Origin of the sequence: Halobaculum sp. XH14 (assembly GCF_032116555.1) — an archaeon.
In the GTDB taxonomy this organism is placed as follows: Archaea; Halobacteriota; Halobacteria; order Halobacteriales; family Haloferacaceae; genus Halorarum; species Halorarum halobium.
The window spans coordinates 1910920-1933925 of sequence record NZ_CP134949.1; the positions used below are offsets into that span (position 1 = coordinate 1910920).

The 23006-nt window shown below is 71.3% G+C and carries 21 protein-coding genes and 1 pseudogene; 10 read left to right on the forward strand and 12 right to left on the reverse strand.

Annotated elements, in window-relative coordinates; genetic code table 11:
* Window position 1: 1 nt before the first annotated feature.
* Both RJT50_RS09750 and RJT50_RS09755 read right to left on the reverse strand, forming a co-directional pair.
* Entirely contained in the window at window positions 2-1198 is a 1197-nt protein-coding gene (locus RJT50_RS09750; protein WP_313691062.1) for a DUF8167 domain-containing protein, read from the reverse strand.
* The gene (locus RJT50_RS09755) at window positions 1195-2490 is read right to left on the reverse strand and encodes a potassium channel family protein (protein ID WP_313691064.1); all 1296 of its coding nucleotides are present in this window, start codon (window positions 2488-2490) and stop codon (window positions 1195-1197) included. The genes RJT50_RS09750 and RJT50_RS09755 overlap by 4 nt, the downstream gene beginning before the upstream one ends.
* 134 nt (window positions 2491-2624) lie before the next feature.
* Here RJT50_RS09755 and RJT50_RS09760 point away from each other — a divergent pair, with 134 nt between their 5' ends.
* On the forward strand, window positions 2625-3824 hold the full coding sequence (locus RJT50_RS09760) for an NAD-binding protein (protein WP_313691065.1): 1200 nt from the start codon (window positions 2625-2627) through the stop codon (window positions 3822-3824).
* A gap of 35 nt (window positions 3825-3859) precedes the next feature.
* Here RJT50_RS09760 and RJT50_RS09765 read toward each other — a convergent pair whose 3' ends face one another.
* From RJT50_RS09765 to RJT50_RS09775, 3 genes are all read right to left on the reverse strand, one after another.
* Window positions 3860-4585: a guanosine phosphorylase gene (locus RJT50_RS09765; protein WP_313691066.1), complete on the reverse strand. Its 726-nt coding sequence runs from the start codon at window positions 4583-4585 to the stop codon at window positions 3860-3862.
* 91 nt (window positions 4586-4676) lie between these two features.
* Window positions 4677-7238: a polyphosphate kinase 1 gene (gene ppk1 / locus RJT50_RS09770; protein WP_313691067.1), complete on the reverse strand. Its 2562-nt coding sequence runs from the start codon at window positions 7236-7238 to the stop codon at window positions 4677-4679.
* On the reverse strand, window positions 7225-8007 hold the full coding sequence (locus RJT50_RS09775; RefSeq protein ID WP_313691068.1) for a metallophosphoesterase family protein: 783 nt from the start codon (window positions 8005-8007) through the stop codon (window positions 7225-7227). The genes ppk1 and RJT50_RS09775 overlap by 14 nt, the downstream gene beginning before the upstream one ends.
* Window positions 8008-8160: 153 nt before the next feature.
* On the opposite strand from RJT50_RS09775, the gene map reads away from it, so the two are divergent.
* The 3 genes from map to RJT50_RS09790 all read left to right on the forward strand — a co-directional run bounded on the left by map (window position 8161) and on the right by RJT50_RS09790 (window position 10735).
* Window positions 8161-9054, forward strand: coding sequence for a type II methionyl aminopeptidase (map, locus tag RJT50_RS09780; protein ID WP_313691070.1), 894 nt, complete (start codon window positions 8161-8163; stop codon window positions 9052-9054).
* Between the two features lie 113 nt (window positions 9055-9167).
* Complete coding sequence (locus RJT50_RS09785; protein WP_313691072.1) at window positions 9168-9713, forward strand: HIT family protein; 546 nt, start codon at window positions 9168-9170, stop codon at window positions 9711-9713.
* A gap of 89 nt (window positions 9714-9802) precedes the next feature.
* Window positions 9803-10735: a winged helix-turn-helix domain-containing protein gene (locus RJT50_RS09790; RefSeq protein ID WP_313691073.1), complete on the forward strand. Its 933-nt coding sequence runs from the start codon at window positions 9803-9805 to the stop codon at window positions 10733-10735.
* A 19-nt stretch (window positions 10736-10754) separates the two neighbouring features.
* Here the strand turns inward: RJT50_RS09790 and RJT50_RS09795 are convergent, their stop codons facing one another.
* Entirely contained in the window at window positions 10755-12341 is a 1587-nt protein-coding gene (locus RJT50_RS09795; RefSeq protein WP_313691075.1) for an amidohydrolase, read from the reverse strand.
* 211 nt (window positions 12342-12552) lie between these two features.
* Between RJT50_RS09795 and RJT50_RS09800 the strand changes: the two are divergent.
* Window positions 12553-12981 (forward strand): annotated as a pseudogene (locus tag RJT50_RS09800) (outer membrane protein assembly factor BamB family protein); the annotation flags it as partial.
* A 91-nt stretch (window positions 12982-13072) separates the two neighbouring features.
* Window positions 13073-14296 carry a hydroxymethylglutaryl-CoA reductase (NADPH) gene (gene hmgA, locus RJT50_RS09805; protein ID WP_313691076.1) on the forward strand — a complete coding sequence of 408 codons (1224 nt, stop codon included), beginning with the start codon at window positions 13073-13075 and terminating at the stop codon, window positions 14294-14296.
* Between the two features lie 42 nt (window positions 14297-14338).
* Here the strand turns inward: hmgA and RJT50_RS09810 are convergent, their stop codons facing one another.
* Together RJT50_RS09810 and RJT50_RS09815 are read right to left on the reverse strand one after the other, a co-directional pair.
* Window positions 14339-14701: a hypothetical protein gene (locus RJT50_RS09810; RefSeq protein ID WP_313691077.1), complete on the reverse strand. Its 363-nt coding sequence runs from the start codon at window positions 14699-14701 to the stop codon at window positions 14339-14341.
* Between the two features lie 60 nt (window positions 14702-14761).
* The gene (locus RJT50_RS09815) at window positions 14762-15289 is read right to left on the reverse strand and encodes a DUF5817 domain-containing protein (RefSeq protein WP_313691078.1); all 528 of its coding nucleotides are present in this window, start codon (window positions 15287-15289) and stop codon (window positions 14762-14764) included.
* A gap of 113 nt (window positions 15290-15402) precedes the next feature.
* Between RJT50_RS09815 and RJT50_RS09820 the strand changes: the two genes are divergently transcribed.
* Window positions 15403-15747, forward strand: coding sequence for a cupin domain-containing protein (locus tag RJT50_RS09820; RefSeq protein WP_313691080.1), 345 nt, complete (start codon window positions 15403-15405; stop codon window positions 15745-15747).
* Window positions 15748-15816: 69 nt separating this feature from the next.
* Here the strand turns inward: RJT50_RS09820 and yciH are convergent, their stop codons facing one another.
* Together yciH and icd are read right to left on the reverse strand one after the other, a co-directional pair.
* Window positions 15817-16104, reverse strand: a complete 288-nt coding sequence (yciH, locus tag RJT50_RS09825; protein ID WP_313691081.1) for a stress response translation initiation inhibitor YciH — start codon at window positions 16102-16104, stop codon at window positions 15817-15819.
* A gap of 105 nt (window positions 16105-16209) precedes the next feature.
* Window positions 16210-17472, reverse strand: coding sequence for an isocitrate dehydrogenase (NADP(+)) (icd, locus tag RJT50_RS09830; protein WP_313691082.1), 1263 nt, complete (start codon window positions 17470-17472; stop codon window positions 16210-16212).
* A 278-nt stretch (window positions 17473-17750) separates the two neighbouring features.
* On the opposite strand from icd, the gene RJT50_RS09835 reads away from it, so the two are divergent.
* Window positions 17751-18608 carry an isoaspartyl peptidase/L-asparaginase gene (locus RJT50_RS09835; RefSeq protein WP_313691083.1) on the forward strand — a complete coding sequence of 286 codons (858 nt, stop codon included), beginning with the start codon at window positions 17751-17753 and terminating at the stop codon, window positions 18606-18608.
* An 88-nt stretch (window positions 18609-18696) separates the two neighbouring features.
* Here the strand turns inward: RJT50_RS09835 and RJT50_RS09840 are convergent, their stop codons facing one another.
* Window positions 18697-19509 (reverse strand): DUF63 family protein, encoded by an 813-nt coding sequence (locus RJT50_RS09840; RefSeq protein ID WP_313691084.1) that lies wholly within the window; start codon window positions 19507-19509, stop codon window positions 18697-18699.
* Window positions 19510-19625: 116 nt separating this feature from the next.
* On the opposite strand from RJT50_RS09840, the gene deoC reads away from it, so the two are divergent.
* Window positions 19626-20261: a deoxyribose-phosphate aldolase gene (deoC, locus tag RJT50_RS09845; protein ID WP_313691085.1), complete on the forward strand. Its 636-nt coding sequence runs from the start codon at window positions 19626-19628 to the stop codon at window positions 20259-20261.
* Between the two features lie 38 nt (window positions 20262-20299).
* Here the strand turns inward: deoC and RJT50_RS09850 are convergent, their stop codons facing one another.
* Window positions 20300-21457, reverse strand: a complete 1158-nt coding sequence (locus RJT50_RS09850; protein WP_313691086.1) for an outer membrane protein assembly factor BamB family protein — start codon at window positions 21455-21457, stop codon at window positions 20300-20302.
* Window positions 21458-21629: 172 nt separating this feature from the next.
* Here RJT50_RS09850 and RJT50_RS09855 point away from each other — a divergent pair, with 172 nt between their 5' ends.
* A complete protein-coding gene (locus RJT50_RS09855) occupies window positions 21630-22916 on the forward strand; it encodes a tRNA (N(6)-L-threonylcarbamoyladenosine(37)-C(2))-methylthiotransferase (RefSeq protein WP_313691087.1) in 1287 nt (428 codons plus the stop codon).
* The last annotated feature ends 90 nt before the right edge of the window (window positions 22917-23006 follow it).

A 23006-nucleotide genomic window follows, 5' to 3' on the forward strand; every position in this document is an offset into this window, starting at 1 on the left:
GTCAAGAGCGTTCCGCCCCGACGGGGTCCGTCTCCGCCCCGGCCCGGTTCGCCCGCCGCTCTATCGCGCGGAGTTCCTCCGGTCGGGCGAGCACGTAGAGCGTCTCGCCGGCGGCGAGTCGACGCGAGTGCCCCGGAATCGTCTCAACTGGGCCTTCGACCGGCCGGACCGCGACGACGGTGCTCCCGACGGCTTCGATCGTGCCGCCGGCCAGTTCGCTCCCCTCGTCGAGGGCCACGACGTTCATCGTCTCGTCCGCGGCCCGCAGGAGGGACGCGAACTCGCGGTCCGCCCGCGGGTCCGCCGGCAACGTGACGAGCCGGTAGGACCGGGCCGGGTCGAACGACCCCGCCTCCGACTCGTCGACGGCCAGCGTCACCACGTCGCCGGCGGTCCCGCGGAGTTCGGCGCTGCCGACGCGTTCCGGCTCCGGGCCCTCCGTCCAGACCTGGACGCTCTCGCCGGGCGTCGCGCCGTTGGGCGGGTCGGCCCGCACGGCCACGGCGCACGTTCCGGGGCCCAGCGTCGGCCCGAGTCCCGCGACGCGTGCGCCGACGGCGAGCCTCGTGACGGTCTCGCCGTCCATCTCCACGTCGACGTGGCCGACGCCGTACTCCTCCTTGAGCCGATCGAGGAGGCGGTCACGGAGCGTCCCCGCTCCCCCGCGACGGGGGAACAGCAGCGTCGTCCCGGCGAAGCGGTCGACGGTCGCGGCCGGGACCGGGTCGTAGCCGTCGATGGTCCCGACGTCCTCGGGCAGTTCGACCGCCGTGACCCGGCCCAGGATCCGGACGACGCGGCCGACCTCGCCCTCGACCCGCTCTGCACCCGCGACCGCCACCGTGTCGGTGATCGCCCGGTCGGTGATCCGACGGCCGACGGGCGCGGCCAGCACCGCCGCGAAGAGGCTCACCACGTTCACGAGCACCGTCCGCGTGGCGAACGGGTCCGTCCCGCTCGTCCCGCCGATGACTTCGCCGAACAGCCCGACCGTGTTGAGATAGAACGCGACGACGGCGACGCCGACCAGCGTCGCCAGCCCCCGCGGGATGGGCTCGCGGACGTACCACCGATAGACGACCGAGACGACGGACGCGGCGAGCAACGAGACCGCCGCGAAGCCGACGATCCGGCCGAGTTCGACCGCTGTGAGTGCGGCCGGCGCGCCGGCAGCTTGCAGGGGAAGGAGGACGCTCATCCCGCCACCTCCGTCGTGAACTCCGCGAGTCGGGCGGGCGGGCCGACGACGATGAGGTCGCTGCCCGCGTCGAGTCGGGCGTCGCCGTCGGGCGCGACGGTCCACCCCCCGTTCCGCCGGGTCGCAAGGACCGCGACGCCGTACGTGTCTCGCACCGAGGCCTCCCCGAGCGAGCTGCCGTCGAGCACGCTCCCCTCGCCGACGGTGAGGCGGCGGAACTGATCGCCGGCCCGCCGGAGCACCGAGACGAGTTCGAACTCCCGCCGCGTCCCCCGTGACCTGACGATCAACCGTCTCGGCTCGGAACGGAGCACTGCGGTCGCGGACTGTCGGTCGAGCGCGACCGTCACCCGGCCGACCCCGCCGGTCGTCGTCGGCGATGCGGGAGGGGAACCCGACGGGGCCGTCCCGGTTTCTCCGTCGTCGGTGCCGCCGTCGGTCGCAGGAGTCCCGTCCCCGACCCCGTCGCTCCTGCTCCCGTTCACCCGATGGCCGGCGGCGGCGCTCGTGTCGCCCTCGGGCGAGGAGCGGGCGGCGACGACGGAGCCCCGGTACTCGCCGCCGTCGGTCACGACCGTGACGGCCTCGCCCCGGGCCATCCCGGTCGGCACGAGTCCCGAGAACGACACGGCCCGTTTCCCCGGGGGGACGCGCTTCGAGACGCTCCCGACCGGCGGGGCGGCGGCGACGGTCGCGCGACCCCGCTCGTCGAGGCGAACGGTCGCGTCCGCGAGGTCGAACTCGGTGCGGAGTCGCGCGGTCACCCTCGATTCGAGTTCGACTACCGGCAGTTCCGCCGGGAACGTGTCGGCGAACTCGCCGATCGACGCCCGGAGATCGGTCGGAAGCGAAGGGTAGCCCTCCATGTCGGCCACCTCGCCCGCGACGGTGACGCGAACCTGCCCGCGACCGCCGACCAGTTCGACGACGTCCGTGGAGATGGTCCGCTCGGTGAGCGCTCGCAAGGAGAGCCGCTTTGGCACCGACGCGCCCATCGCGTCGCCCTTCGCGTGGGCGTACAGCGACAGCATCAGGATGACGACGATGCCGACCAGCAGCGCCGTCTCGTTCGCTGAACTGGCGACGCTCTCGTCGGTGAGCGCGAGCAACCCGCCGTTGACCCCGGCGATGGCGAGCGCGAGGACCACCACGCCAAACCCCGGGATCGTCACCCCGGTGAAGTACTTGAACGTGAACCCGAGCCCCCACGCGACGAGCGCCGGGATGATCCCCGTGAGCAGGCCGAGATAGACGCCCAGAAGGACCTGCACGGGGAACGATGGTGCCGGCATACTCGGGGGTGTTCGCGGGGGACCAAATCCCTACCGACACTCCGATCGCCTCCCGACCGGGGAGGCGGTGTCGCCGCCGGCCCCGCCGTTCCGAAGGGGCGAGGTTTAAAGCGTCGGCACCGGTCCATCGGGACATGGCGGAGTGGCGGGACCGGCTCGGCGGGCACGTGACGGTGATGCTCACCGGCGTGACGGCGCTGCTGTCGGTCGGCATCGGCATCCTGAACATCACGACCCAGCCGAGCGGACCGCTCGTGGACGTGCTCCCGCCGACGGTCGTCCAGACGGCCGGCTTCACCGGCGCGCTGACCGGCTTTCTCCTGCTCGGGTCGGCGTACGGACTCCGTCGGGGCTACCGCGGCGCGTGGTACTCGACGATCCTGCTGTTGCCGCTCTCGGCGGCCCAGGGACTCTTGCAGGCGAGCGCGTACTCGTACCCGCTCGTCGGCCTCTCGCTGCTTTCGCTTCCGATCGTCGGGCTCAACCGTCGACTGTTCGAGCGGGACGTCGACCTGAGCCTCACCCAGTGGGCGTCGCTCTCGGCGCTCGTCGGCGCGCTGGGCTACAGCACCGCCGGGACGTTCGCGCTACGCGAGCAGTTCAACGGCGTGGACACGCTCCTCGACGCGCTGTACTTCTCCATCGTGACGGCGACGACGGTCGGCTACGGCGACGTGACCCCGGCCTCGGGGGCGGAGGGGCAACTCGCGAAGTGGTTCGCGCTCTCGGCGCTCGTGCTCAACGTCGCCGCCTTCGCCGTCGCGCTGGGGGTCCTCATCACGCCGGCCATCGAGGCACGACTCGCGACCGCACTCGGACGCATGACAGAGACAGACATCGACATCCTCGAACGGCACGTCCTCGTGCTCGGCCACGGGGAACTGACGGAACCGATCGTCGAAGAACTCACCGAGGCGAACGTCGACTTCCTCGTCATCACGCCCGACGAGGACGTCGCGCGCGGCCTCCGCGAGCGCGAGTTGAACGTGTTGACCGCCGACCCCTCAGACGAGGGGACGCTCGAACGCGCGAAGGTCGGGGAGGCCCGCGCCGTGGTGACCGCGACGAACAACGACGCCGAGGACGCGCTCTCGATCCTGACGGCTCGACAGCTCAACCCCGAAGTCGCCATCGTCGCCGCCGCGAGCGACCGGGAGAACGTCAACAAGCTGAAGCGGGCCGGCGCGAACACGGTCATCTCGCCCGCGAGCATCGGGGGACACCTGCTCGTCGAGTCGGCGCTCCAGCGCGGCGACTCGGAGGCGCTGGCGCGTGAACTCCTGGACCAACCGGACGAAGCGACCGAGGGTCCGGGCGGCGACGACGGGGAGTAGGACGACCGCGGTGAGCGGGACGGCGGAACCGACTGCTACAGGCTAGCGACTGCCTCCAGCGTGAGCGCGATGGCGCGGCCCACGTTGTTCCTCGCCTTCTCCGGGAGTTCCTCGTCCGAGTCGGCCCCCTTCTGGGTGCCGGCGACGAGGTTGCCGTCCGCGGTACAGATCGCGCCGGCGTCCATCCCGCGGCGGCGTGCGAGCGAGAAGACCGCCGCCGCCTCCATCTCGATGGCGAGCAGGCCGGCCGCCTCCCAGTCCTCGACGTACTCGTCGGACTCGTTGTAGAACGCGTCGTCGGAGACGATCGGGCCGACGTGTACCTCCTCGCCGCTGGCCTCCGCGGCGTCGACGAGCGCGGTCAGCGTGTCGTAATCGGGGACGGCCGGGTAGGTCGCGGACTCGTAGCGCTTGCTCGTTCCCTCCTCCTTTGCCGCGCCGGTGGCGACGACCATGTCGCCGACCTCGACGTCCGTCTGGAGGCCGCCGCAGGTGCCGACGCGAATGACCGTCTCGACGCCGACGTTGGCGAGTTCCTCGATGGCGATCGCGGCGGACGGACAGCCGATGCCGGTCGAGCAGATCGTGAGCGGCCGGCCGTCGTACTCGGCGTTGACGATGCGGTACTCGCGGTTCTCCGAGACGAGCTCCGCGTTCTCACACTGGTCCGCGATGCGGTCGACGCGGTCGGGGTTCCCCGGGATGAGCGCGACGTCGTGGACGTCGCCCTCCTCGACGAGGAGATGGGGCTGTTTTGCCATACCGACAGGTCCGGCGGTCGGGGCAAAAAGACCGCGGATGGCCGGCGAGTGACGCGAGCAAACTCGGAAATCGGCAGGAGGGAGCAGCTCGTTACAGGTCGCCCGGCTCGGTGAACACGTCGTCCAGGTCGACCTGCGGGTCGCGGCGTCCGTCGGCCTTCGCCGGCTGGGAGTCGGGCTCGGGGGCTGCCGCCCGTGCCCGTTCCTTCAGCCGCTCGTGGGTGTCGACCGTCGGAGCGTCCGCGCGCGGCTCGATCTGGACGTAGCTCCCGTCGGGACACATCGCCCAGCGCCGGCGGTTGTCGCCGAGCATCGTGCCGAGGACGGTCGCCAGTTCGGCCCGGACCTCGTGATCCTCGACGGGGACGACCGCCTCGACGCGCCGGTCGAGGTTCCGGGTCATCGCGTCGGCCGAGCCGAGGAAGTACGCCGGCTCGCCCTCCCCGTCGCCGTTGGCGAAGTAGAGGATCCGCGAGTGTTCGAGGAACCGGCCGACGACGCTGTGGACGCGGACCGTCTCCGAGAGGCCCTCGACGCCCGGCCGGAGCCGACAGATGCCCCGGACGATCAGGTCGATTTCGACCCCGGCGCGCGAGGCCTCGTACAGTTCGCGGACGATTCCGGGGTCCTCGAGCGCGTTCATCTTCATGACGATCCGTGCGTCGCCGCCCTCGGCCGCGACGGCGGCTTCGGTCCTGATCAGGTCCGTCAGACCGTCACGGAGGTTCTCGGGCGCGACCAGCAGCCGGTCGTACTCGCGTTGCCGCGCGTGGCTGGTGAAGGAGTTGAACAGCTTGACGAGGTCGCCGCCGATCTGCTCGTCGGCGGTCAACAGCCCGAGATCGACGTACTCCTTGGCCGTCTCGGAGTGGTAGTTACCCGTGCCGACGTGCGAGTACGTCTCCACCTCGCCCGACTCCTCCCGCACGACGAGCGCGACCTTCGAGTGGGTCTTCAGTCCGATCGTGCCGTACGCGACGTGGATGCCCTCCTCCTCGAGGCGCTTGACCCAGCGGAGGTTGTTCTCCTCGTCGAAGCGCGCCTTCAGTTCGACCATCACCGCGACCTGCTTGCCGTTCTTGGCCGCGTCGATGAGGCTCGCCACGACCTTCGAGTCCGGCGCGGTGCGATAGATCGCGGCCTTGATCGCGAGCACGCTCGGGTCGTGGGCGGCGGCGTCGAGGAACGTCTGGACCGTGCCCGAGAACGAGTGGTACGGGTGGTGGACGAGGATGTCGTCGTCGGTCACGGTCCGGAACAGGTCCTCCGGGTGGTCGGCGTCGATGCCCTCGAACCGGGGATGTCGCTGGGGCGTCCAGGGGTCACGCTTCAGCGCCGACCGATCGAGGTCCTGGAGCGCGCCGAACCCGTCCAGCGCGAACGGTTCCGGGCGCTCGAACGTCTCCCGCTCGCCCACGTCGAGATGCTCCACCAGGAGCTCCCGGACCGTCTCGGGCGTGTCCGCCGCGACCTCGACCCTGACCACCGTCGCGAACCGGCGCTGGCGGAGCACGTCCTCGATCATCTCGATGAGCCCCTCCGCGACCTCCTCGTTCCGGCGGACCTCGGCGTTTCGCGTGACGCGGAACGTGGAGCTGTGGAGGACTTCCACCTCGGGGAACAGCGTGTCGAGGTTCGCCTCGATCAGCCGCTCCAGCGGGAGGAACCGTGCCGTCCCGTCGTCGACGGCGGACTCGTCGCTGGTGGTCGAGGACCCGTCTGTGTCGCCCCCGTCGCTCGCGCCCACGGTGACCTGATCCACGCGGATCAGCCGCGGCCGGTTCTGGGGCACCTTGATCCGTGAGAACCGCTCCTCGCCCTCCTCGTCCCTGGTTACCACGGCCACGGACAGCGAGAGGTTCGAGATGAACGGGAACGGGTGTGCCGGATCGAACGTCAGCGGCGTCAGCGTCGGCATCACCTGTCGCTCGAAGTGGTCCCGGAGTGCCCCGCGCTCGTCGTCGGTCAGGTCCGCCCAGGACTCGATCTCGATGCCCGCCTCGCGCAGCGCCGGCCCGACCTGGTTTTGGTAGCAGCGCGACTGCCGCTCGAAGATGTCGCGCGCGTGTTCGAGCACCGCCTCCCACTGCTCCCGGGGGGTCCGACCGTCGGGGGTCGACTCGGTGACGCCGGCGGCGAGTTGCTGTTTCAGCCCGCCGACCCGCTTCATGAAGAACTCGTCCAGGTTCCGGGTCGTGATCCCGAGAAAGCGCATCCGATCGAGCAGCGGGGTTCGCTCGTCCTCGGCCTCGTGGAGGACGCGCCGCTGGAAGGAGAGCTCGCTCAGTTCGCGGCTCAACTGGAACGCCGGATCGGTCGGGTCAGGCTCGGCCTCCCCAGCGCCGTCGACGATGATCGGCGGGGTCTCCGCGCCGAACCGCCCCCAGAGGACGGATGGCTCCCCCGGCGACGACGGCGCCGGTACCCAGGGTCTCGGCGGGCCGTTTCCGTCGGGTTCCGGGTCGAACGACTCGACCGACTCCGACCGCCCGGCCGACGAACGGTCCTCTCGGCCCTCGCCGTCGCCATCCCGATCGACGCCGTCGTCGCCATGCCCGGGCGGCGCATCGGCCGCCCCCGACGAACGATCGGCCGCCGCGGTGGACTCGTGGGGCGCCTCCTCGGCCACGACGGTCTCGTCACCGTCCGTCATCGTGGGTCACCGCCCGGCTCAGTCCGCATGCGTTCTCCGGGCCGGCGGCCCCGGGGTCGTCGACGGGCGGTGAGAGCACCTTCGCGTCGGCGCGCGCCCGGGCTGGCTCGTCCGAGTCGACCGAGACGAAGCGGTCGCGCCGGAGGTCGTAGGCGGTCAGCTCCCCGCCGTAGACGCAGCCGGTGTCGAGCCCCACGGCGTGCTCGCGGACGACGGGTCGATCCAGGACGGTGTGACCGAAGAAGACGCGCCGGGGGCCCTCGTACCGTTCCCACCAGTAGGGGCGGTCGCCGTAGCTCCCGTCCGGGACGAGCGAGCGGGTCGTCTGGAGAGTCTCGACGGCGTGCTCGGCGAGCGTGATCCGGGGGTCGACGCCGCCGTGAACGACGAGGCCGGCCCGGACCTCCCCGGTCGCTTCCCACGAGATCGCGACCGGGAGGGAGGCGAGCCAGTCGAGGTCGTCGTCCGCGAGGTCCGGGAGCGATTCCTCGCCCCGCACCAGCTTCTCCTCGTTGTTGCCCCGGACCGACAGCACGTTGTCGGCCGCGCGGACCCGATCGACCACGCCTTCGCTGTCGGGACCCTTGCGGACGAGGTCGCCGACGACGATGACGAGGTCGTCGTCGGTGACACCCAACTCGGCGAGCAGCCGGTCGAACGCCCCGGGACAGCCGTGGACGTCGCCGACGACGTACACGCCGGCCCAGTCGTCGAGCGCCACGCGGCGATGCGGCGGGTCGAGTTCGGACCCCGGCGTCGGCGCTGTCATCGGAGGGAGCAAGACCCTACCGCCGGAAAAGGGGTGCTATGGGGACTATTGTGTGATCGATTGACATGGCTTCGGGGCTATGACCCGAGCGGTTCCCCCGACGGGCGGGCCACGAGCGCAACCCCTTTGCCGAGGTCGGCCGAACGCGCCGACATGAGCGCGCTGGCCGACGACGAACTCGAGAAGTACCGCGAGGCGGGCGAGATACTCACGACGGTGATGACCGAAACGAGGGAGCTGGTCGAACCCGGCGCGACCCACCTCGAGGTGGCCGAGTACGCGGAAGAGCGCATCCGGGAGGAGGGCGCGGGCATCGCCTTCCCGGTCAACATCTCCGTGAACGAGGAGGCCAGCCACGCGACGCCGAGCCGCGACGACGGGACGGAGTTCGGCGAGGACGTCGTCTGTCTCGACGTCGGCGTCCACGTCGACGGTTACATCGCCGATTCGGCGGTGACGGTGGACCTCGCGGGCGAGGTCGAGTTGGTCGAGGCCGCCGAGGAGGCGCTCGCGGCCGCAGTCGAGGCCGCCGGGCCGGGCGTTCCGGTCGGCGAGATCGGCGAGGAGATCGAATCCGTGATCGACGCGTACGGCTACACGCCGGTCTACAACCTGTCCGGCCACGGCGTCCAGCGGTTCGACGCACACACCGGCCCGAACGTTCCGAACCGGGGCGTCGACCGCTCCGTGGAACTCGAACCCGGACAGGTCGTCGCCATCGAGCCGTTCGCCACGGACGGCCGCGGGAAGGTCGGCGAGGGCAACGAGGAGGAAATCTTCGAGCTGACGAACGACCGGTCCGTGCGGAACCGCGCCGCGCGGCAGACGCTGGAGGAGGTCCGCGAGTTCGACGGCCTCCCCTTCGCCGCGCGCTGGCTGGAGTCCTCGCGCTCGGAGATGGCGCTTCGCCGCCTGAAGACGAACGGCGTCGTGAAGGGGTACCCGGTGCTGAAAGAGGAGGACGGAAAGCTCGTCAGCCAGGCCGAACACACCCTCGTCGTCACCGAGGACGGCATCGAGGTCACGACCGCTGGGCTGTTCGAGTAGCCCGGCCGTTCGACCGATACCCGGATCCCTCGATCCGACCCGAGGTGGCGGAAAACGGGTACCTCGTCACCGGAGCGCGGGGGTTGAAGACCCGCGCTCCCCTCGCCGGTCGTATGGATCAGGTGTTCGCCCCCTGGCGCATCGACTGGGTCGAACGCGAGGACCGCGACGGCGGCATCGACGGCTGCCCGTTCTGCGTGCTGCCCGAGCGGGACGCGGACCGGGAGTCGCGCATCGTCGCCCGCTCGTCCCGGTCGTTCGTCATCCTCAACAACTACCCGTACAACCCCGGCCACGCGATGGTCATCCCGTACGACCACGAGGGCGACTACGCCGGACTCGGCGAGGCCGACCTGCTCGATCACGCCTGCATGAAACAGCGGACGTTCGAGGCGCTCCGCGTCGCGCTCGGTCCGGACGGCTTCAACGCCGGGATGAACCACGGCGGCGCGGCCGCGGGCGGGTCCATCGACGACCACGTCCACACCCACGTCGTCCCGCGCTGGGGCGGCGACACGAACTTCATGCCGGTCGTCTCGGACACGAAGGTGATCGTCGAGGCGCTCGATGACACCTGGGAGCGCGTGCACGACGCCTTCGCGGAACTCGAGGGGGCGACCGTCGAGGGCGAGGACGACGCGGTTCGCTTCGCCGACTGAGCCCGGCACGCCCGTCTCGGACGCCGAGCCGCTGGGATCCGGGGCCGGGGAGCCCAACGATTTTACCGTCCGACGAGAAAGCCCCGCCCATGAGCACTCCCGCCGAGGACGCCCCCGATGCCGTCGAGGAGGCCGGCCTCACCCCCGCCGAGGCGTTCGCCCTGCTCGGAAACGAGACGCGCATCGACATCCTCCAGGCGCTCCACGAGGCGACGGTCGAATCCGGCCACGAGGCCGTCCCGTTCTCGGAACTGTACGAGCGCATCGACCTCGAGGACAGCGCCCACTTCAACTACCACCTGAAGCAACTGCTCGAACACTTCGTCCGCAAGACCGACGACGGCTACGCGTTCCGGACGGCGGGCTGGAAGGTGGTCCGCTCCGTCTTCGCCGGGACGTTCACTGGTCGGGCCGAGGTCGGGCCGTTCGACGCGCCGGGCGACTGCTACGCCTGCGGCGGCGACCTCTCGGCGAGGTACGGCAACGAGGTGCTGACCATCACCTGCGACGACTGCGGCCGGACGGCGGTCGACTACCCGTTCCCGCCGGGCGGCCTCGACGACCGCACGGCCGAGGAGTTCCTCGACGCCTTCCACCACCACGTTCGTCACCACTACTGTCTGGCCGCCGACGGCGTCTGCCCCGAGTGCATGGGTCGGATGGAGACGACGCTCGACGCCGAGACGAACGTGCCGGGCCGCGAGCTCGAAGTCCACCACGTCTGCGAGCGCTGTGACAACCGGCTCAACTCCGCGGTCGGCCTGAACCTGCTGGATACCGCGCCGGTGTTGAACTTCTTCTCCGAGCGCGGCCACGACCTGACGACCGAGCCGTTCTGGACGTTCGACTGGTGTGTGAGCGACGCCCGCACGACGGTGCTCGCCGAGGACCCGCTCCGCATCCGGCTGGACCTGCCGGCCGACTGTGACACGCTCTCGGTGACGCTCGACGGGACGCTCTCGGTGCTGGACGTCTGCAAGCAGGAAGCGGGGGCGGACGTGGAAGCGGAGGCCGGCACCTGACGGGACGGGGCTCCGACACCTACCGGCCGTCGTACACCAGTTCCCCGCCGACCGCCGTGAACGCGACGTCGATGTCCTCGATCCCGTCCTCGTTCTCCCAGGGCGACGAGCCGAGCGCGACGAAGTCGGCCCGCTTTCCGGGTTCCAGCGTTCCCAGCCGGTGCTCGTCGAAGCCGGCGTAGGCGGCCCCGCTCGTGTAGGCCCGGAGCGCGTCAGTGACGCCGACCGCCTGCCCGTCGCTCGGCGCGTTGACCGCCTGGTGGACGCCGAGCAGCGGGTCGAGCGGCATGCAGTCCGAGCCGAAGGCGAGCGGCGCGCCCGCGTCGAGATACGCCGGAAGCCGGTTCGCGTCGGTCCGCCGGTCGCCGAGTCTGGCGTCGTACAGCCCTCCCTCGTGGCCCCACTTGTGGAAGTTCGGCTGCATCGACGCGACGACGCCGAGGTCGGCGAACCGCCGGACGGCATCCTCGCCGGCGAGTTCACAGTGCTCGACGCGGTGGCGCATTCCGCCGGGGTCCTCGGTCTCGGCGTAGGCGTCGAGCGCGAGGTCGACCGCCTCGTCGCCGATGGCGTGCAGCGTCACCTGGAAGCCGGCGTCGTCGGCGCGGGAGACCAGGTCGTGGACCTCCTCCGGCGGGACGACCCACTGGCCCGTCTCCCCCTCGTCGGTGCCGTCCGCGGCGTCGGTGCCGTCCGCGGCGTCGGCATAGGGCGAGGAGAGCTTCGCCGTCCGTCCGCCGAGGCTGCCGTCGGTGAACGACTTCACCGCCCCCACCCGTACCATCTCGCTCCCGTGGTTCGTGCGCAGGCCGAGATCGATCAGTTCCGCAAGGTGGTCCGACCAGTAGTTGAGTCGCACCCGGAGCGTGAGCTCGCCCGCGAGGTCCAGTTCCCGGTACACTTCCGGTGCCTTCGACTGCCGGACCATGTCGTGGACCATCGTCACCCCGCGCGCGTTCGCCTCGCGCTGGGCGGCCTCGGCGAGTTCCCGCGCCTCGGCCGCGTCCGGCTCGATCGCGTCGTACACCGGATCGACGGCCGTCTCGACGAGCACGCCGGTCGGCTCGCCGCCGTCGGTCGCGTTCCCCGTGTCGGTCCGGACGTCCTCGTCGGGCATGGCGTCGCGGTAGCGGTCGAGCACGACCCGATTCACCGAGGCGACGTGCATGTCCTCGCGGAACGCGGCGACCGGTGCGGTCTCCGAGACGGCGGCGAGGTCCGCCGCGGTCAGGTAGCGCGACTCGGCCCAGGTCGACTCGTCGTAGCCGAACCCCAGCACCCACTCGCCGTCCTCGACCGCGGCGGCGCGCTCGCGGAGCAGCGAGACGGCCTCGTCGGGTCCATCGGCGGCCGAGAGGTCGGCGTGGACCAGCGACCGGCCGACCGCGAGCAGGTGGGTGTGGGCGTCGATGAACCCGGGAAGGACGACGCGGCCGCCGGCGTCGACGACGTCGGTGTCCGCGCCGGCCAGGAACTCCACGTCGTAGGCCGCGCCGGTGCGGACCACGTCGCCGTCGCGCACCGCGACCGCCTCGACCGTCTCGTCGGGGTCGGCGAGCGTGTGGACCTCGGCGTTCGTGACGACCAGGTCGGCGGCTTCGGTCATGCGTTCGACGGGGTGTGGGAGGGGGAAAACGGTTCGGGAAGCCGAACGAGGTCGGGGGCGACGCCGGGAACGAACCGAACCCCGGGAGGCGGCGAACGGTCGGTGAAATCGACGCTACCGTTTCGCCAAGGTACTTGCCGGCCCCTCCGGAACGCCCCACCATGGTCCCCGAACGCACGACGCGACGAGCGGCGCTCGCGCTCGCCGGCGGTGGAAGACCGAGTGGCCCGGCAACGCCGTCGTCCGGCCGCCGGTCGCCGACGGGGTCGCGTACGTCGCGGGACTCACCGGCCACGTCGCCGCCTTCGACCTCGCGGACGGCGGCGAGCGGCTGTGGCACGAACGCCTCACACCGGAACGGTACGCGCAGGGGACCGTAGCCACCGTGACCGAGCGGGCCGTCCACGTCCTCCGCGTCGACGCCGACGCCCGCGAGGTCCGGGCCGTCGCGCTCGACCGGGCGGACGGGGCGATACTGTGGGATCTCCAAACGGCCGGCACGCGTGCACGCGGCGTCGTCCCCGCCGGGGGAACGTACCTGTTCACGTCTGAGTCAACGCCCGAGGAGCAGCGCCGGGAGTCGACGCTGGGTGCGGGACAGGACACGACCGCGACGCTGTGGGCGTACGAACCCCGGTGACGCCCGACCCGGACGCCGATCGCCCGGGATCCGTCCGGAACGGACCGTCCGAACCGACACGACTTAGCGGACGCCACCACCAGGTCGACCCATGACCGACACGGACCCCGAGACGCTCGCCGGCCGGGTTCGGGACGGCGACCTCCGACTGTACGAACTCGAGGACCACGCCGACGCCGACACCGCGGTCGCGGCGCGTCGGCTCCTCGTGGAGGAACAGTCGGGTGCGGAACTGGACGCGACCGGCGAGTACACCCTCCCCGCCGGGCAGGCGACCGACACGAACATCGAGAACATGACCGGCGCGGTGCAGATTCCCGTCGGCGTCGCCGGCCCGGTCCAGATCGACGGCGGCGCCGTCTCGGGCGAACGTTACCTGCCGATGGCGACGACCGAGGGCGCGCTGCTGGCCTCCGTCAACCGCGGCTGTGCGGCGCTGAACTCGGCCGGCGGCGCTGGCGCGCGGGTGCTGAAGAACCGGATGACGCGCGCGCCGGCCTTCCGCGTCGCGGGCGTGGCAGAAGCCGAGGCGCTCGCCTCGTGGGCCCGGGACAACGTCCCGGCGCTGCGGGACGCGGCCGAGTCGACGACGAGCCACGGCGAACTCCGCGAGGTGACACCGTACGTCGTCGGCAACAACGTCTACCTGCGGTTCGCCTACGACACCAAGGACGCGATGGGGATGAACATGGCCACCATCGCGACCGAGGCGGCCTGCGAGGTCGTGGAGGCGGAGACCGCGGCCAGTCTGGTCGCGCTCTCGGGCAACCTCTGTTCGGACAAGAAACCCGCCGCGATCAACGCGGTCGAGGGGCGCGGCCGGACGGTCGCGGCCGACGTGACAGTCCCGCGCGAAATCGTCGCGGAGACGCTGAAGACGAGCCCCGAGGCCGTCGCCGAGGTGAACACCCGGAAGAACCTCGTGGGCAGCGCGAAGGCCGGCGGCCTCGGGTTCAACGCCCACGTGGCAAACGCGGTCGCCGCGATGTTCCTCGCGACGGGCCAGGACGCGGCGCAAGTCGTGGAGGGCGCCAACGCCATCACGACCGCGGAAGTCGACGACGAGGGCGACCTGTACGTCTCGGTGACGCTCGCCTCGCTCGAAGTGGGCACGGTCGGCGGCGGAACCAAGCTGCCGACCCAGGCCGAGGGCCTCGACGTGCTCGGCGTCCGTGGCGGGGGCGACCCGGCCGGGAGCAACGCCGACGCGCTCGCGGAGGCGGTCGCGGTCGCGGCGCTGGCAGGGGAACTCTCGCTGCTCTCGGCGCTCGCGTCGCGGAACCTCTCCTCTGCGCACGCCGATCTGGGTCGGTAACGCGGGTCGGCGATCCGTCGGTCGGCGAGCCGCACTGCCCGCTCAGGAATCCGCTCCCGCCCGCTCGGCCACCGCTCCCACGAGCCGGCGAGTTCGCGGCCAGAGGCGGAGCGGATCGCCCCAGAGGCGGGCCGCGAGCGGGAACTGGAACGCGGCCGCGAGAAAGAAGAACCCGCCCAGCACCGGCTCGACGTACACCCACGTCACCACGCCCGCACCGCCCTCCCAGAGCAGGAGCGTGTACGCGGCGGCACCGTGGTTAGCGAGGATGAACCCGGCCAGCGCGAGGAACGTCGCCAGGAACAGCAGTCCCCGGTAGTCGGTCGCGCCGGGCTCGGCGCGAAGCTGGAGGACCGAAAGCTCGATGGCGAGCCCCAGCGTCGTCCCGGCGGTCGTCGGCGACACGCGCCCACCTGTCGCGGGAACCAGAATAAACCCATCGGGCGGCGAGCGGGACGAATCTCGCTACAGGAGGCGATACTCGCCGCGCGACTCGCTCACCTCTCCGCGTCTCGTGAGCCGTTCGAGCAGGTCCCTCGCGGCCGCCGCGGGCACGCCGTGTTCCGTGGCGTACTCGACCACGCTCGACTCCGTCGTGTTTCCCTCCCGGAGCGCGTCCCGGACCACCTGATCGCGTGACCGGGACCCGGACGACCCGCTGTCCTCGGTCGCGGCCGCGACCTCGTCCGCGTCGAGGCCCGAACCCTCCAGGTACTCCCGATCCGAAACCATCCGATCGGCGTCCTCGACGGCGCGCTCGTGGTCAGCCGCTGTGCCGACCGCGTCGAACGCGTCCGCGTCCCCCCGCTTCTCGGCGAGCAACTGGGCGCGAGCCCCGACGGCCGCCGACCGGTCCTCGGATTCGAAGAAGCGTCTGAGCCGCTTCGTCCGGTGGACGGTGCCACACCGGGTGCACGTCGCCGACTTCTGCTCGTCGGGGTCCGAGAGCAGCCAGTAGGCTCCACAGTCCGTACAGCCGACGACCGCGTACATGGTCGCGCTTCCGCGCTATCGGCCTTGAACCTGTCCCCCGAGGCCGCGGGAGCAGGACGGACGGGGACGGCAGCCCCCGTAGATGTAAGTACCGAGCCGACGCGAGTGGTCCCATGGAGCACGTTCCACACGGCCCGGACGAGGACGTCGAAGCGGTCGCTGGCGTCCACCTGTCGCAACTGGCCGCGGGCGAGGAGATGAACGTCCAGCACTTCACGATCGACCCCGGCGCGGAGGTGCCGTCACACAGCCACCCCCACGAGCAATCGGGCATCATCACCGCCGGCACGCTGACGTTCAGACTCGACGACGGCGAGACCGTCACCTGTGAGGCGGGCGACTCCTACGTGCTCGCGGGCGGCGAGACCCACGGCGTCGTCAACGACGGCGAGGAACCCGTCACCGGAGTCGACGTGTTCTCGCCGCCGCGGACCGACCCGGACTGGGCGGACTCGTAGCCGGACCGGGTGAACCCGCAGCCGGGCGGGAAAGCGGTCGTCCGGCTCGGTTTCGACGCGGGCCGGGACTCACTCGACGGCGAAGCCGCGCTCGCCCAGCAAGTCTCCCACCCGGTCGCGGTGGTCGCCCTGCAGTTCGATCGCGCCGTCGTCGACGGTGCCTCCGGTGCCGAGCGAGCGCTTCAGGTCCGAGGCGACCTCCTTCAGGTCGACGGCCGTCTCGTCGAACCCCTCGACGATGGTGACGGGCTTGTTGTACGTTCGACGCTCGACGCGGACGGTCAGCCGTTGTTCGGCGCGCGCGAGGTCCTCGGTCGGGTCGTCCGGCAGGTCGGCGAACGGGTCGTCGTCGCTCATGGGAGCCGTACGTGCCGCGCGCTGAAAAAGTGGGAGGCGAGTCCGGCGGGTCGGAGCGGGTCGGCGGCGACCCGTCCCGGTCAGTCGGCCGACGTGCCGCGTCGTCTACGCCAGGTCGTGGATCCGCTCGACGACCTCGTCGGCGAACTCGGAGGTGGCGAGCTTCGTGGCGCCCTCGCGCTGGCGTTCGAGGTCGTAGGTGACGCGACCCTCGGAGATCTGTGCCTCGACGGCGTCGCGGACGAGGTCCGCGGCGTCGGTCCAGCCGAGGTACTCCAGCATCTCGCGGCCCGAGAGGATCATCGCGGTCGGGTTCACCTTGTCCTCGCCGGCGTACTTGGGCGCGGAGCCGTGGACCGGTTCGGCGAGCGCCTTGCCGTGGCCGTAGTTGACGCCCGGCGCGATGCCGAGCCCGCCGATCTGTGCGCCGGCGGCGTCGGACATGTAGTCGCCGTTCAGGTTCATCGTCGCGATGACCGAGTAGTCGCTCGTCCGCGTGAGCAGCTGCTGGAGCATGTTGTCGGCGATGCGATCCTTCACGACGACGGTGCCGTCGGGCTGCTCGCCGTCGTGCTCCTCCCAGAGCTCGTCCTCGGTGATGACGTCCTCGCCGTACTCCTCGGCCGCGACCTCGTAGCCCCAGTCGCGGAAGGCGGCCTCGGTGAACTTCATGATGTTCCCCTTGTGGACCAGCGTGACCGAGTCCCGGCCGTTCTTGATCGCGTAGTCGATCGCCTCGCGGATGAGCCGCTTCGAACCGAACTCGGTGATCGGCTTGATGCCGATGCCGACCGGGCCGTCGTGGATGACGCCGTCCGCGCCCATCTCGTCCTCGACGAACTCGCGGACGCGCTCGACGTCGTCGGTGCCGGCCTCCCACTCGATGCCGGCGTACACGTCCTCGGTGTTCTCGCGGAACGTGACCATGTCCATCTCCTCGGGGCTCTTGACGGGCGACGGGACGCCCTCGAGGTGGTAGGTCGGGCGGACGTTCGCGTAGAGGTCGAGCCGCTTTCGGAGCGCCACGTTGAGCGATCGGAAGCCCGCGCCGACGGGCGTCGTCAACGGGCCCTTGATGGCGACGCGGTGCTCGCGGATGGCGTCGACGGTCTCCTGCGGGAGGTTCTCGTCGTAGCGGTCGCGCGCGCTCTGGCCGGCGTAGACGCGCATCCAGGCGATGGAGCGTCCGGTGGCCTCGGCTGCCGCGTCGAGTACCTTCTGGGCGGCCGGGCCGACGTCGGTCCCGATGCCGTCCCCGTGAATGATGGGGATGATCGGATTGTCCGGCACCGTGAGCTCGCCGGTGTCCTCGTCGGCGACCGTGATCCGTTCCCCGTCCGCGGGAACCTCGGTAATATCGTAACTCATTGGCGTGTCCCCGAGTTCCGACGGCGCAGTAAAATGCCTGCCGTTCTCCGGTGAACGCCCGCGGACCGCGACGAACGCGCCGAATCGCAGGGCGGCGGAACGACCAGTCGACAAACGGATGTCGACTGCACCCGTCCCCCCGTTCAGCATCGCGGGAGCGTGACGCCGTTCCCGCCGGGCAGTGCGCCACTGTTCACGCGCTCGGTAGCGCGCCAGGCGTCCCGGCGTGCCCGACCGATTCCCGGACGCTTTTCCCCCGACCGGCGAACTCACCGACGATGCGCATCATCTGTCACGGCGGTGCCGGCGGCACGCCCGAGGAACCCGAGCCCAGACGGGCGGTCCTCGACGAGGCCGCCGAAACCGGAACTAGGGAGGCGAGCGTCGTCGACGCGGTCGTCTCCGCGGTCGCGGTGCTGGAGGAATCGCCCCGGTTCAACGCCGGCTTCGGCGGCGCGGTCCAGTCGGACGGGATAGTGCGGACCGACGCCGGAATCATGACCGACGGGCGCGAGGCCGGCGCGGTCGCCTCGATGCCCGGCGTCGAACACGCCGCCGCCGCGGCCCGCGTCGTCATGGAGGAGACGCCCCACGTGTTCGTCTCTGGCGTTCACGCGGTCGACCTGGCCGACGACTTCGGGATCGACGTCGAGCGCGACCTGCTCACGGCGGAGACCCGGGAGCGGTACGAGGACGTCGATCCGCCCGACGGAGCTCCCGCCGAGCACCTCGCGTGGATCGAGGAGCGGTTCGGCGGCCACGACACGGTCGGCGCGGTCGCCCACGACCCGGACTCGGACGCCTTCGCCGCCTGTACCTCGACGGGCGGGCGGACGTTCGCGCTCGCGGGCCGCGTCGGCGACGTGCCCCAGATCGGCTCGGGCTTCTTCTGTGGGCCGGCGGGCGGCGCCAGCGCGACGGGCGCCGGCGAGGACATCGCGAAGGCGACGCTGACGCGCCGTGCGGTCCGCCACCTGGAGGACGGGCTGGACGCGCAGGCGGCGGCCGACCGCGCGATCGCCGAGTTCGGCGAGCTGACCGACTCGTCCGCGGGAATCATCGTGCTGGACGGGGCGGGGGCCGGGTCGGCGTTCAACTCCGAGGGGATGCAGACCAGCGTCGCGACGACGGAGTAAGCCGTCGCCGAAACCGGATTCCCGTGACGACTCTCGGCCGCCGGTTCGCGTCTCGACGGCGGCAACGTACGGCAGCGACACCGACCGTTCAGGGCGCGACGACCGCAAACAGCAGCGCGTTGTGGACGCCGGGGCCGAGCCCGACTGCCGTCACGAGCGCGAGGAGCGCGTTCCCCTCCGTCGGCTCCTCGCGAACGGTCGGCGCGATGGCGGCGACGACGAGGACGCCGACGGCGAGTTTCACGAGGACGAACAGCCAGCCGCCACCGAGGACGGCCGCGGTGGGAAGTCCGTGTGCGAACTCGATGATGAGCCGGGAAAGCGGCGTGCGCTCGCCGAAGCCGAGGAGGTCGACGCCGACGGCCGTCGTCACGCCGTCGATGCCGTGGGCGGCGACGGCGACGAGCCCGGCGGAACCGGCGGCGGTCGCGGGGCTGTACGCGCGGTAGAGGAGGAGCGCGAGGCCGACGCCGAGCCCCGCGCCGACGACGAGTCCGGCGGCCGGGAGCCAGGGGGAGAACGTGCCGGCGCCGGCACCGTACTCGAGCGTGCGGCCGACGCCGACGAGCAGCGCGAGCGTTCCCGCCGCACCGAGCACCCGCCGGTCGTCCGCGTCGCTCGCCAGCGCCGCGAGCCAGCAGGCGCCGGCGAGGGCGGCGGTCGTGAGGTAGGCCGACGGCGTTCCGAACAGCGGGTCGAGGGCGTCCGGGAGGACGCCGAGGACGAACAGGACGTGCCCGGCCGCGCCCGCACACATCCACGGGACGAGCGCGATGACGTGGCCCGTCGTGAACGCTGGCCTGCGCTCGGAGAGCCCGTACGCCACCCCGCCGAGCGCCAGCGCCAGCACGAGCAGGTACGGGAGAGGCGGGAGCGCGAACCCCTCCGGGAGAATCGTCATGTCCGGGACTCCGCCGTCGCGGGCAAAGATGTACCGAATCAGGCGAGGAGTCGGGGCGAACGGGACCGGGATCGAACGGTCGAAAGCGTGTTGACGGTGGGGGTGCGTCTCCGGGTATGGACCGAAGCGACCTCGCCGCGCGCATCGACCACACCGTGCTCGGCCCGGAGACGACGCTCGCGGGCGTGGAGACCGTCCTCGATGATGCGGCGCAGTACGGCATGAACGTCTGTATCCCGCCGTGTTACCTGACCGAAGCCGCCGAGTACGAGCCCGACGTGACGCTGGCGACGGTCGTCGGCTTCCCCCACGGGCAGAACGCGACCGCGGCCAAGCGCGAGGAGGCGGTGTGCGCCTGGGAGGACGGCGCGGACGAGCTCGACATGGTCATCAACGTCGGTCGCCTGAAGGCCGGCGACGACGACGCCGTGGAGGAGGACGTCGCCGCGGTCGTCGCCGCCGTTCCGGTCCCGGTGAAGGTGATCATCGAGACGGCGCTGCTGTCCGCGGACGAGAAACGCCGCGCCTGCGAGGCCGCCGCTGGCGCCGACGCCGCGATGGTGAAGACCTCGACGGGCTTTGCCGACGGCGGCGCGACCGTCGAGGACGTGGAGCTGATGGCCGAGTACCTGCCGGTGAAAGCCAGCGGCGGCGTCGGCAGCTACGAGGAGGCGCTCGCCATGTTCGAGGCGGGAGCCGAGCGGATCGGTGCCTCCTCGGGCGTCGACATCGTCGAAGGCGCACCCGAGTAACCCCGGCCGGACGGCCCGGGAGAGCGGGTCCCGGTTCCCTACTCCAGCGCGACGACGGTGGCCTCGTCGTCGAGGTCATCACACGCCGCGATCACGGCCCCGTCGGCCACCGCGGCGGCGCTGACGCTCGCCTCGTAGCTCCAGCGTTCGCTCCCGAACGAGAGTCCCTCGACGCCGGTTCCGCCGCCGAGCGCGAGCGCGCGGAGGGCCCCGTCGACGCCGACGTAGAGCGTGTCCCCCGCCGCTGCGGGCGCCGAGGGCTTCGAGGGAGCATCGACGGTCCGGCTCCAGTCGATTCCCCCGTCGCCCGCATCGACCGCGGTCGTCCGCTCGGCGTCGACGGTGAACGCCGCGTTCCCGGTCGCAACGATCGACTCGCTCGCCGTCGCCGCCCGCCGGGCGTGCCACTCCGTCCGCCCAGTCGCCGCGCCGCGCGCGAGTTTGAACAGTCCGCCGCCGAACGTGGAGGCGTACACGGCGTTGCCGTCGACGGCGAGGGCACGGACTGTCCCCGGGAGCTTGCGCCGCCAGAGCGGGGTGGCGTCCGCGCGGGGGGCGTGAAGCTGGTACGCCTCGCCGCCGGTGGTGCCGACGAACAGCGAGTCCTGGTCGGTCGCGAGCGAGTAGACCCCGGTGAAGGCGTCGAACCGCCACAGTTCCTCCCCCTCCCGAGTGCCGTACGCGGCGACGACGCCGCCGGTATCGCCGACGTACACGCGGTCCCCGGCTGGCGCGACGAGCGGTGCGGCACCGAACGACGATCCGTTCGAAACGCGCCAGCGTTCGGTGCCGTCCACGACGTCCCGCGCGACCGTCGCCGGCTCGTTCCGGAGCGTCGCGTACACCGTCCCCTCATGGACACAGACGCCGTACGTGTCTCCGCCCCCCGACCACCGTTGCTCCCCGGTCCGCAGATCGATCGCCACCAGTCCGTCGCCGGTCGGCACCAGCACGGTGCCGTCCGCGACGACGGGCCGTCCGGTCGCGGGGCCGACGGGCTCCCGCCACCGTTCGATCGGGGGCGTTCGGGGGGCGGCGGCGTCGGCGACGTAGCTCGTCGCCTCGGGGGTCGCGGCGGGTGCCGGCCACTCCGTGCCGCCGTCGCTGCCGGGCGAGAAGCTGTTCCCCGTACAGCCCGCGAGCGCGACGGTCCCGACGGCCGCCAGCCCGGACAGCAGGTCTCGTCGGGTTCCCATCGCCGGAGGGTGTTCCCGGCCGGGTTTAGCCGTTTCCCTCGGCCATTGGCGGTTCGGACGCTCCCGATCGCTCGGTCCGCGTGGCCCCACCGATCCGGAACCGGTCCCACGGGGCAGGCTCGCCCGCGACCGTACCCCTTAACCGCCCCTGCGAGTAACTCGGAGCAACCGCATGGCGACGTACCACATCGAGACGTACGGCTGTACGTCGAACCGGGGTGAGAGCCGCGAGATCGAGCGCCGCCTGCGCGACGGCGGTCACCGCCCCGCCGACGGCCCGGCCGACGCGGACGTCGCCATCCTGAACACCTGCACGGTCGTCGAGAAGACCGAGCGGAACATGCTCCGCCGCGCCGAGGAACTGGCCGCGGAGACGGCGGACCTCGTCGTCACGGGCTGCATGGCGCTCGCCCAGGGCGAGCAGTTCCGGGAAGCCGACGTCGACGCGCGGGTGCTCCACTGGGAGGAGGTGCCGACCGCCGTGCTGAACGGCGAGTGCCCGACGCCGACGGCCGACACCGAACCCGTCCTCGACGGCGAGGTCGGCATCCTCCCGATCGCTCGCGGCTGTATGAGCAACTGCTCGTACTGCATCACGAAGTTCGCCACGGGCCGGATCGACTCCCCGCCCGTCGCGGAGAACGTCGAGAAGGCCCGCGCGCTCGTCCACGCCGGCGCGAGCGAGATCCGGGTCACCGGCCAGGACACGGGCGTCTACGGCTGGGACGCGAGCGAGCGGAAGCTGCCGGAGCTGCTCGAACGGGTCTGTGCTATCGATGGCGAGTTCCGGGTCCGCGTCGGGATGGCGAACCCGGGCGGCATCCACGGCATCCACGAGGAACTCGCCGAGGTGTTCGCCGAGAACGAGAAGCTGTACAACTTCATCCACCTCCCGGTCCAGTCGGGCAGCGACGACGTGCTCGCGGAGATGCGCCGCCAGCACCGGGTCGGCAAGTTCCGCGAGATCGTCGAGACGTTCGACGAGCGGCTCGACCACTGGACGCTCTCGACCGACTTCATCGTCGGCTTCCCCACCGAGACCGACGCGGACCACGAGCGGTCGATGGCGCTGTTGCGCGAGGTACGGCCCGAGAAGGTGAACGTGACGCGCTTCTCGAAGCGCCCCGGCACCGACGCGGCCGAGATGAAGGGGCTCGGCGGCACGGTGAAGAAGGAGCGTTCGAAGGAGATGAGCGAGGCGAAGCGGGCGATCGTCGGCGCGGCCTACGAGTCGATGGTCGGCGAGATCCACGAGGTCCTGGTCGTCGAGCAGGGGACCGGTGACTCGGTGAAGTGTCGCGACGAGGCGTACCGACAGATCATCCTCCAGCACGCCGACGAGCACGGCGTCGAACCGGGCGACGTGCTCGAACTCGAGATCACCGGCCAGAACACGATGTACGCGTTCGGGGAGCCGGTCCGGACGGGCCGGCGGACCGCCGGAGCCGTGTCGTCGTAAACGGGCCGATCGGCCGACGGCTCCGGCGCTCGTTTTCACGTATATCACTCGTTTAACCGGCCGAAACGGTCGGAACGTCCGTCCCGATTG

Bases quoted from the DNA above. Each gene is read 5' to 3' on its own strand.
- RJT50_RS09820 (WP_313691080.1), top strand. From the start codon at position 15,403: ATGGAGCACGTTCCACACGGCCCGGACGAGGACGTCGAAGCGGTCGCT.
- RJT50_RS09840 (WP_313691084.1), bottom strand. From the start codon at position 19,509: ATGACGATTCTCCCGGAGGGGTTCGCGCTCCCGCCTCTCCCGTACCTG.
- RJT50_RS09750 (WP_313691062.1), bottom strand. From the start codon at position 1,198: ATGAGCGTCCTCCTTCCCCTGCAAGCTGCCGGCGCGCCGGCCGCACTC.
- RJT50_RS09815 (WP_313691078.1), bottom strand. From the start codon at position 15,289: ATGTACGCGGTCGTCGGCTGTACGGACTGTGGAGCCTACTGGCTGCTC.
- RJT50_RS09855 (WP_313691087.1), top strand. From the start codon at position 21,630: ATGGCGACGTACCACATCGAGACGTACGGCTGTACGTCGAACCGGGGT.
- RJT50_RS09775 (WP_313691068.1), bottom strand. From the start codon at position 8,007: ATGACAGCGCCGACGCCGGGGTCCGAACTCGACCCGCCGCATCGCCGC.
- RJT50_RS09790 (WP_313691073.1), top strand. From the start codon at position 9,803: ATGAGCACTCCCGCCGAGGACGCCCCCGATGCCGTCGAGGAGGCCGGC.
- ppk1 (WP_313691067.1), bottom strand. From the start codon at position 7,238: ATGACGGACGGTGACGAGACCGTCGTGGCCGAGGAGGCGCCCCACGAG.
- map (WP_313691070.1), top strand. From the start codon at position 8,161: ATGAGCGCGCTGGCCGACGACGAACTCGAGAAGTACCGCGAGGCGGGC.
- RJT50_RS09760 (WP_313691065.1), top strand. From the start codon at position 2,625: ATGGCGGAGTGGCGGGACCGGCTCGGCGGGCACGTGACGGTGATGCTC.
- icd (WP_313691082.1), bottom strand. From the start codon at position 17,472: ATGAGTTACGATATTACCGAGGTTCCCGCGGACGGGGAACGGATCACG.
- RJT50_RS09835 (WP_313691083.1), top strand. From the start codon at position 17,751: ATGCGCATCATCTGTCACGGCGGTGCCGGCGGCACGCCCGAGGAACCC.
- RJT50_RS09755 (WP_313691064.1), bottom strand. From the start codon at position 2,490: ATGCCGGCACCATCGTTCCCCGTGCAGGTCCTTCTGGGCGTCTATCTC.
- yciH (WP_313691081.1), bottom strand. From the start codon at position 16,104: ATGAGCGACGACGACCCGTTCGCCGACCTGCCGGACGACCCGACCGAG.
- RJT50_RS09795 (WP_313691075.1), bottom strand. From the start codon at position 12,341: ATGACCGAAGCCGCCGACCTGGTCGTCACGAACGCCGAGGTCCACACG.
- deoC (WP_313691085.1), top strand. From the start codon at position 19,626: ATGGACCGAAGCGACCTCGCCGCGCGCATCGACCACACCGTGCTCGGC.
- RJT50_RS09765 (WP_313691066.1), bottom strand. From the start codon at position 4,585: ATGGCAAAACAGCCCCATCTCCTCGTCGAGGAGGGCGACGTCCACGAC.
- hmgA (WP_313691076.1), top strand. From the start codon at position 13,073: ATGACCGACACGGACCCCGAGACGCTCGCCGGCCGGGTTCGGGACGGC.
- RJT50_RS09785 (WP_313691072.1), top strand. From the start codon at position 9,168: ATGGATCAGGTGTTCGCCCCCTGGCGCATCGACTGGGTCGAACGCGAG.
- RJT50_RS09850 (WP_313691086.1), bottom strand. From the start codon at position 21,457: ATGGGAACCCGACGAGACCTGCTGTCCGGGCTGGCGGCCGTCGGGACC.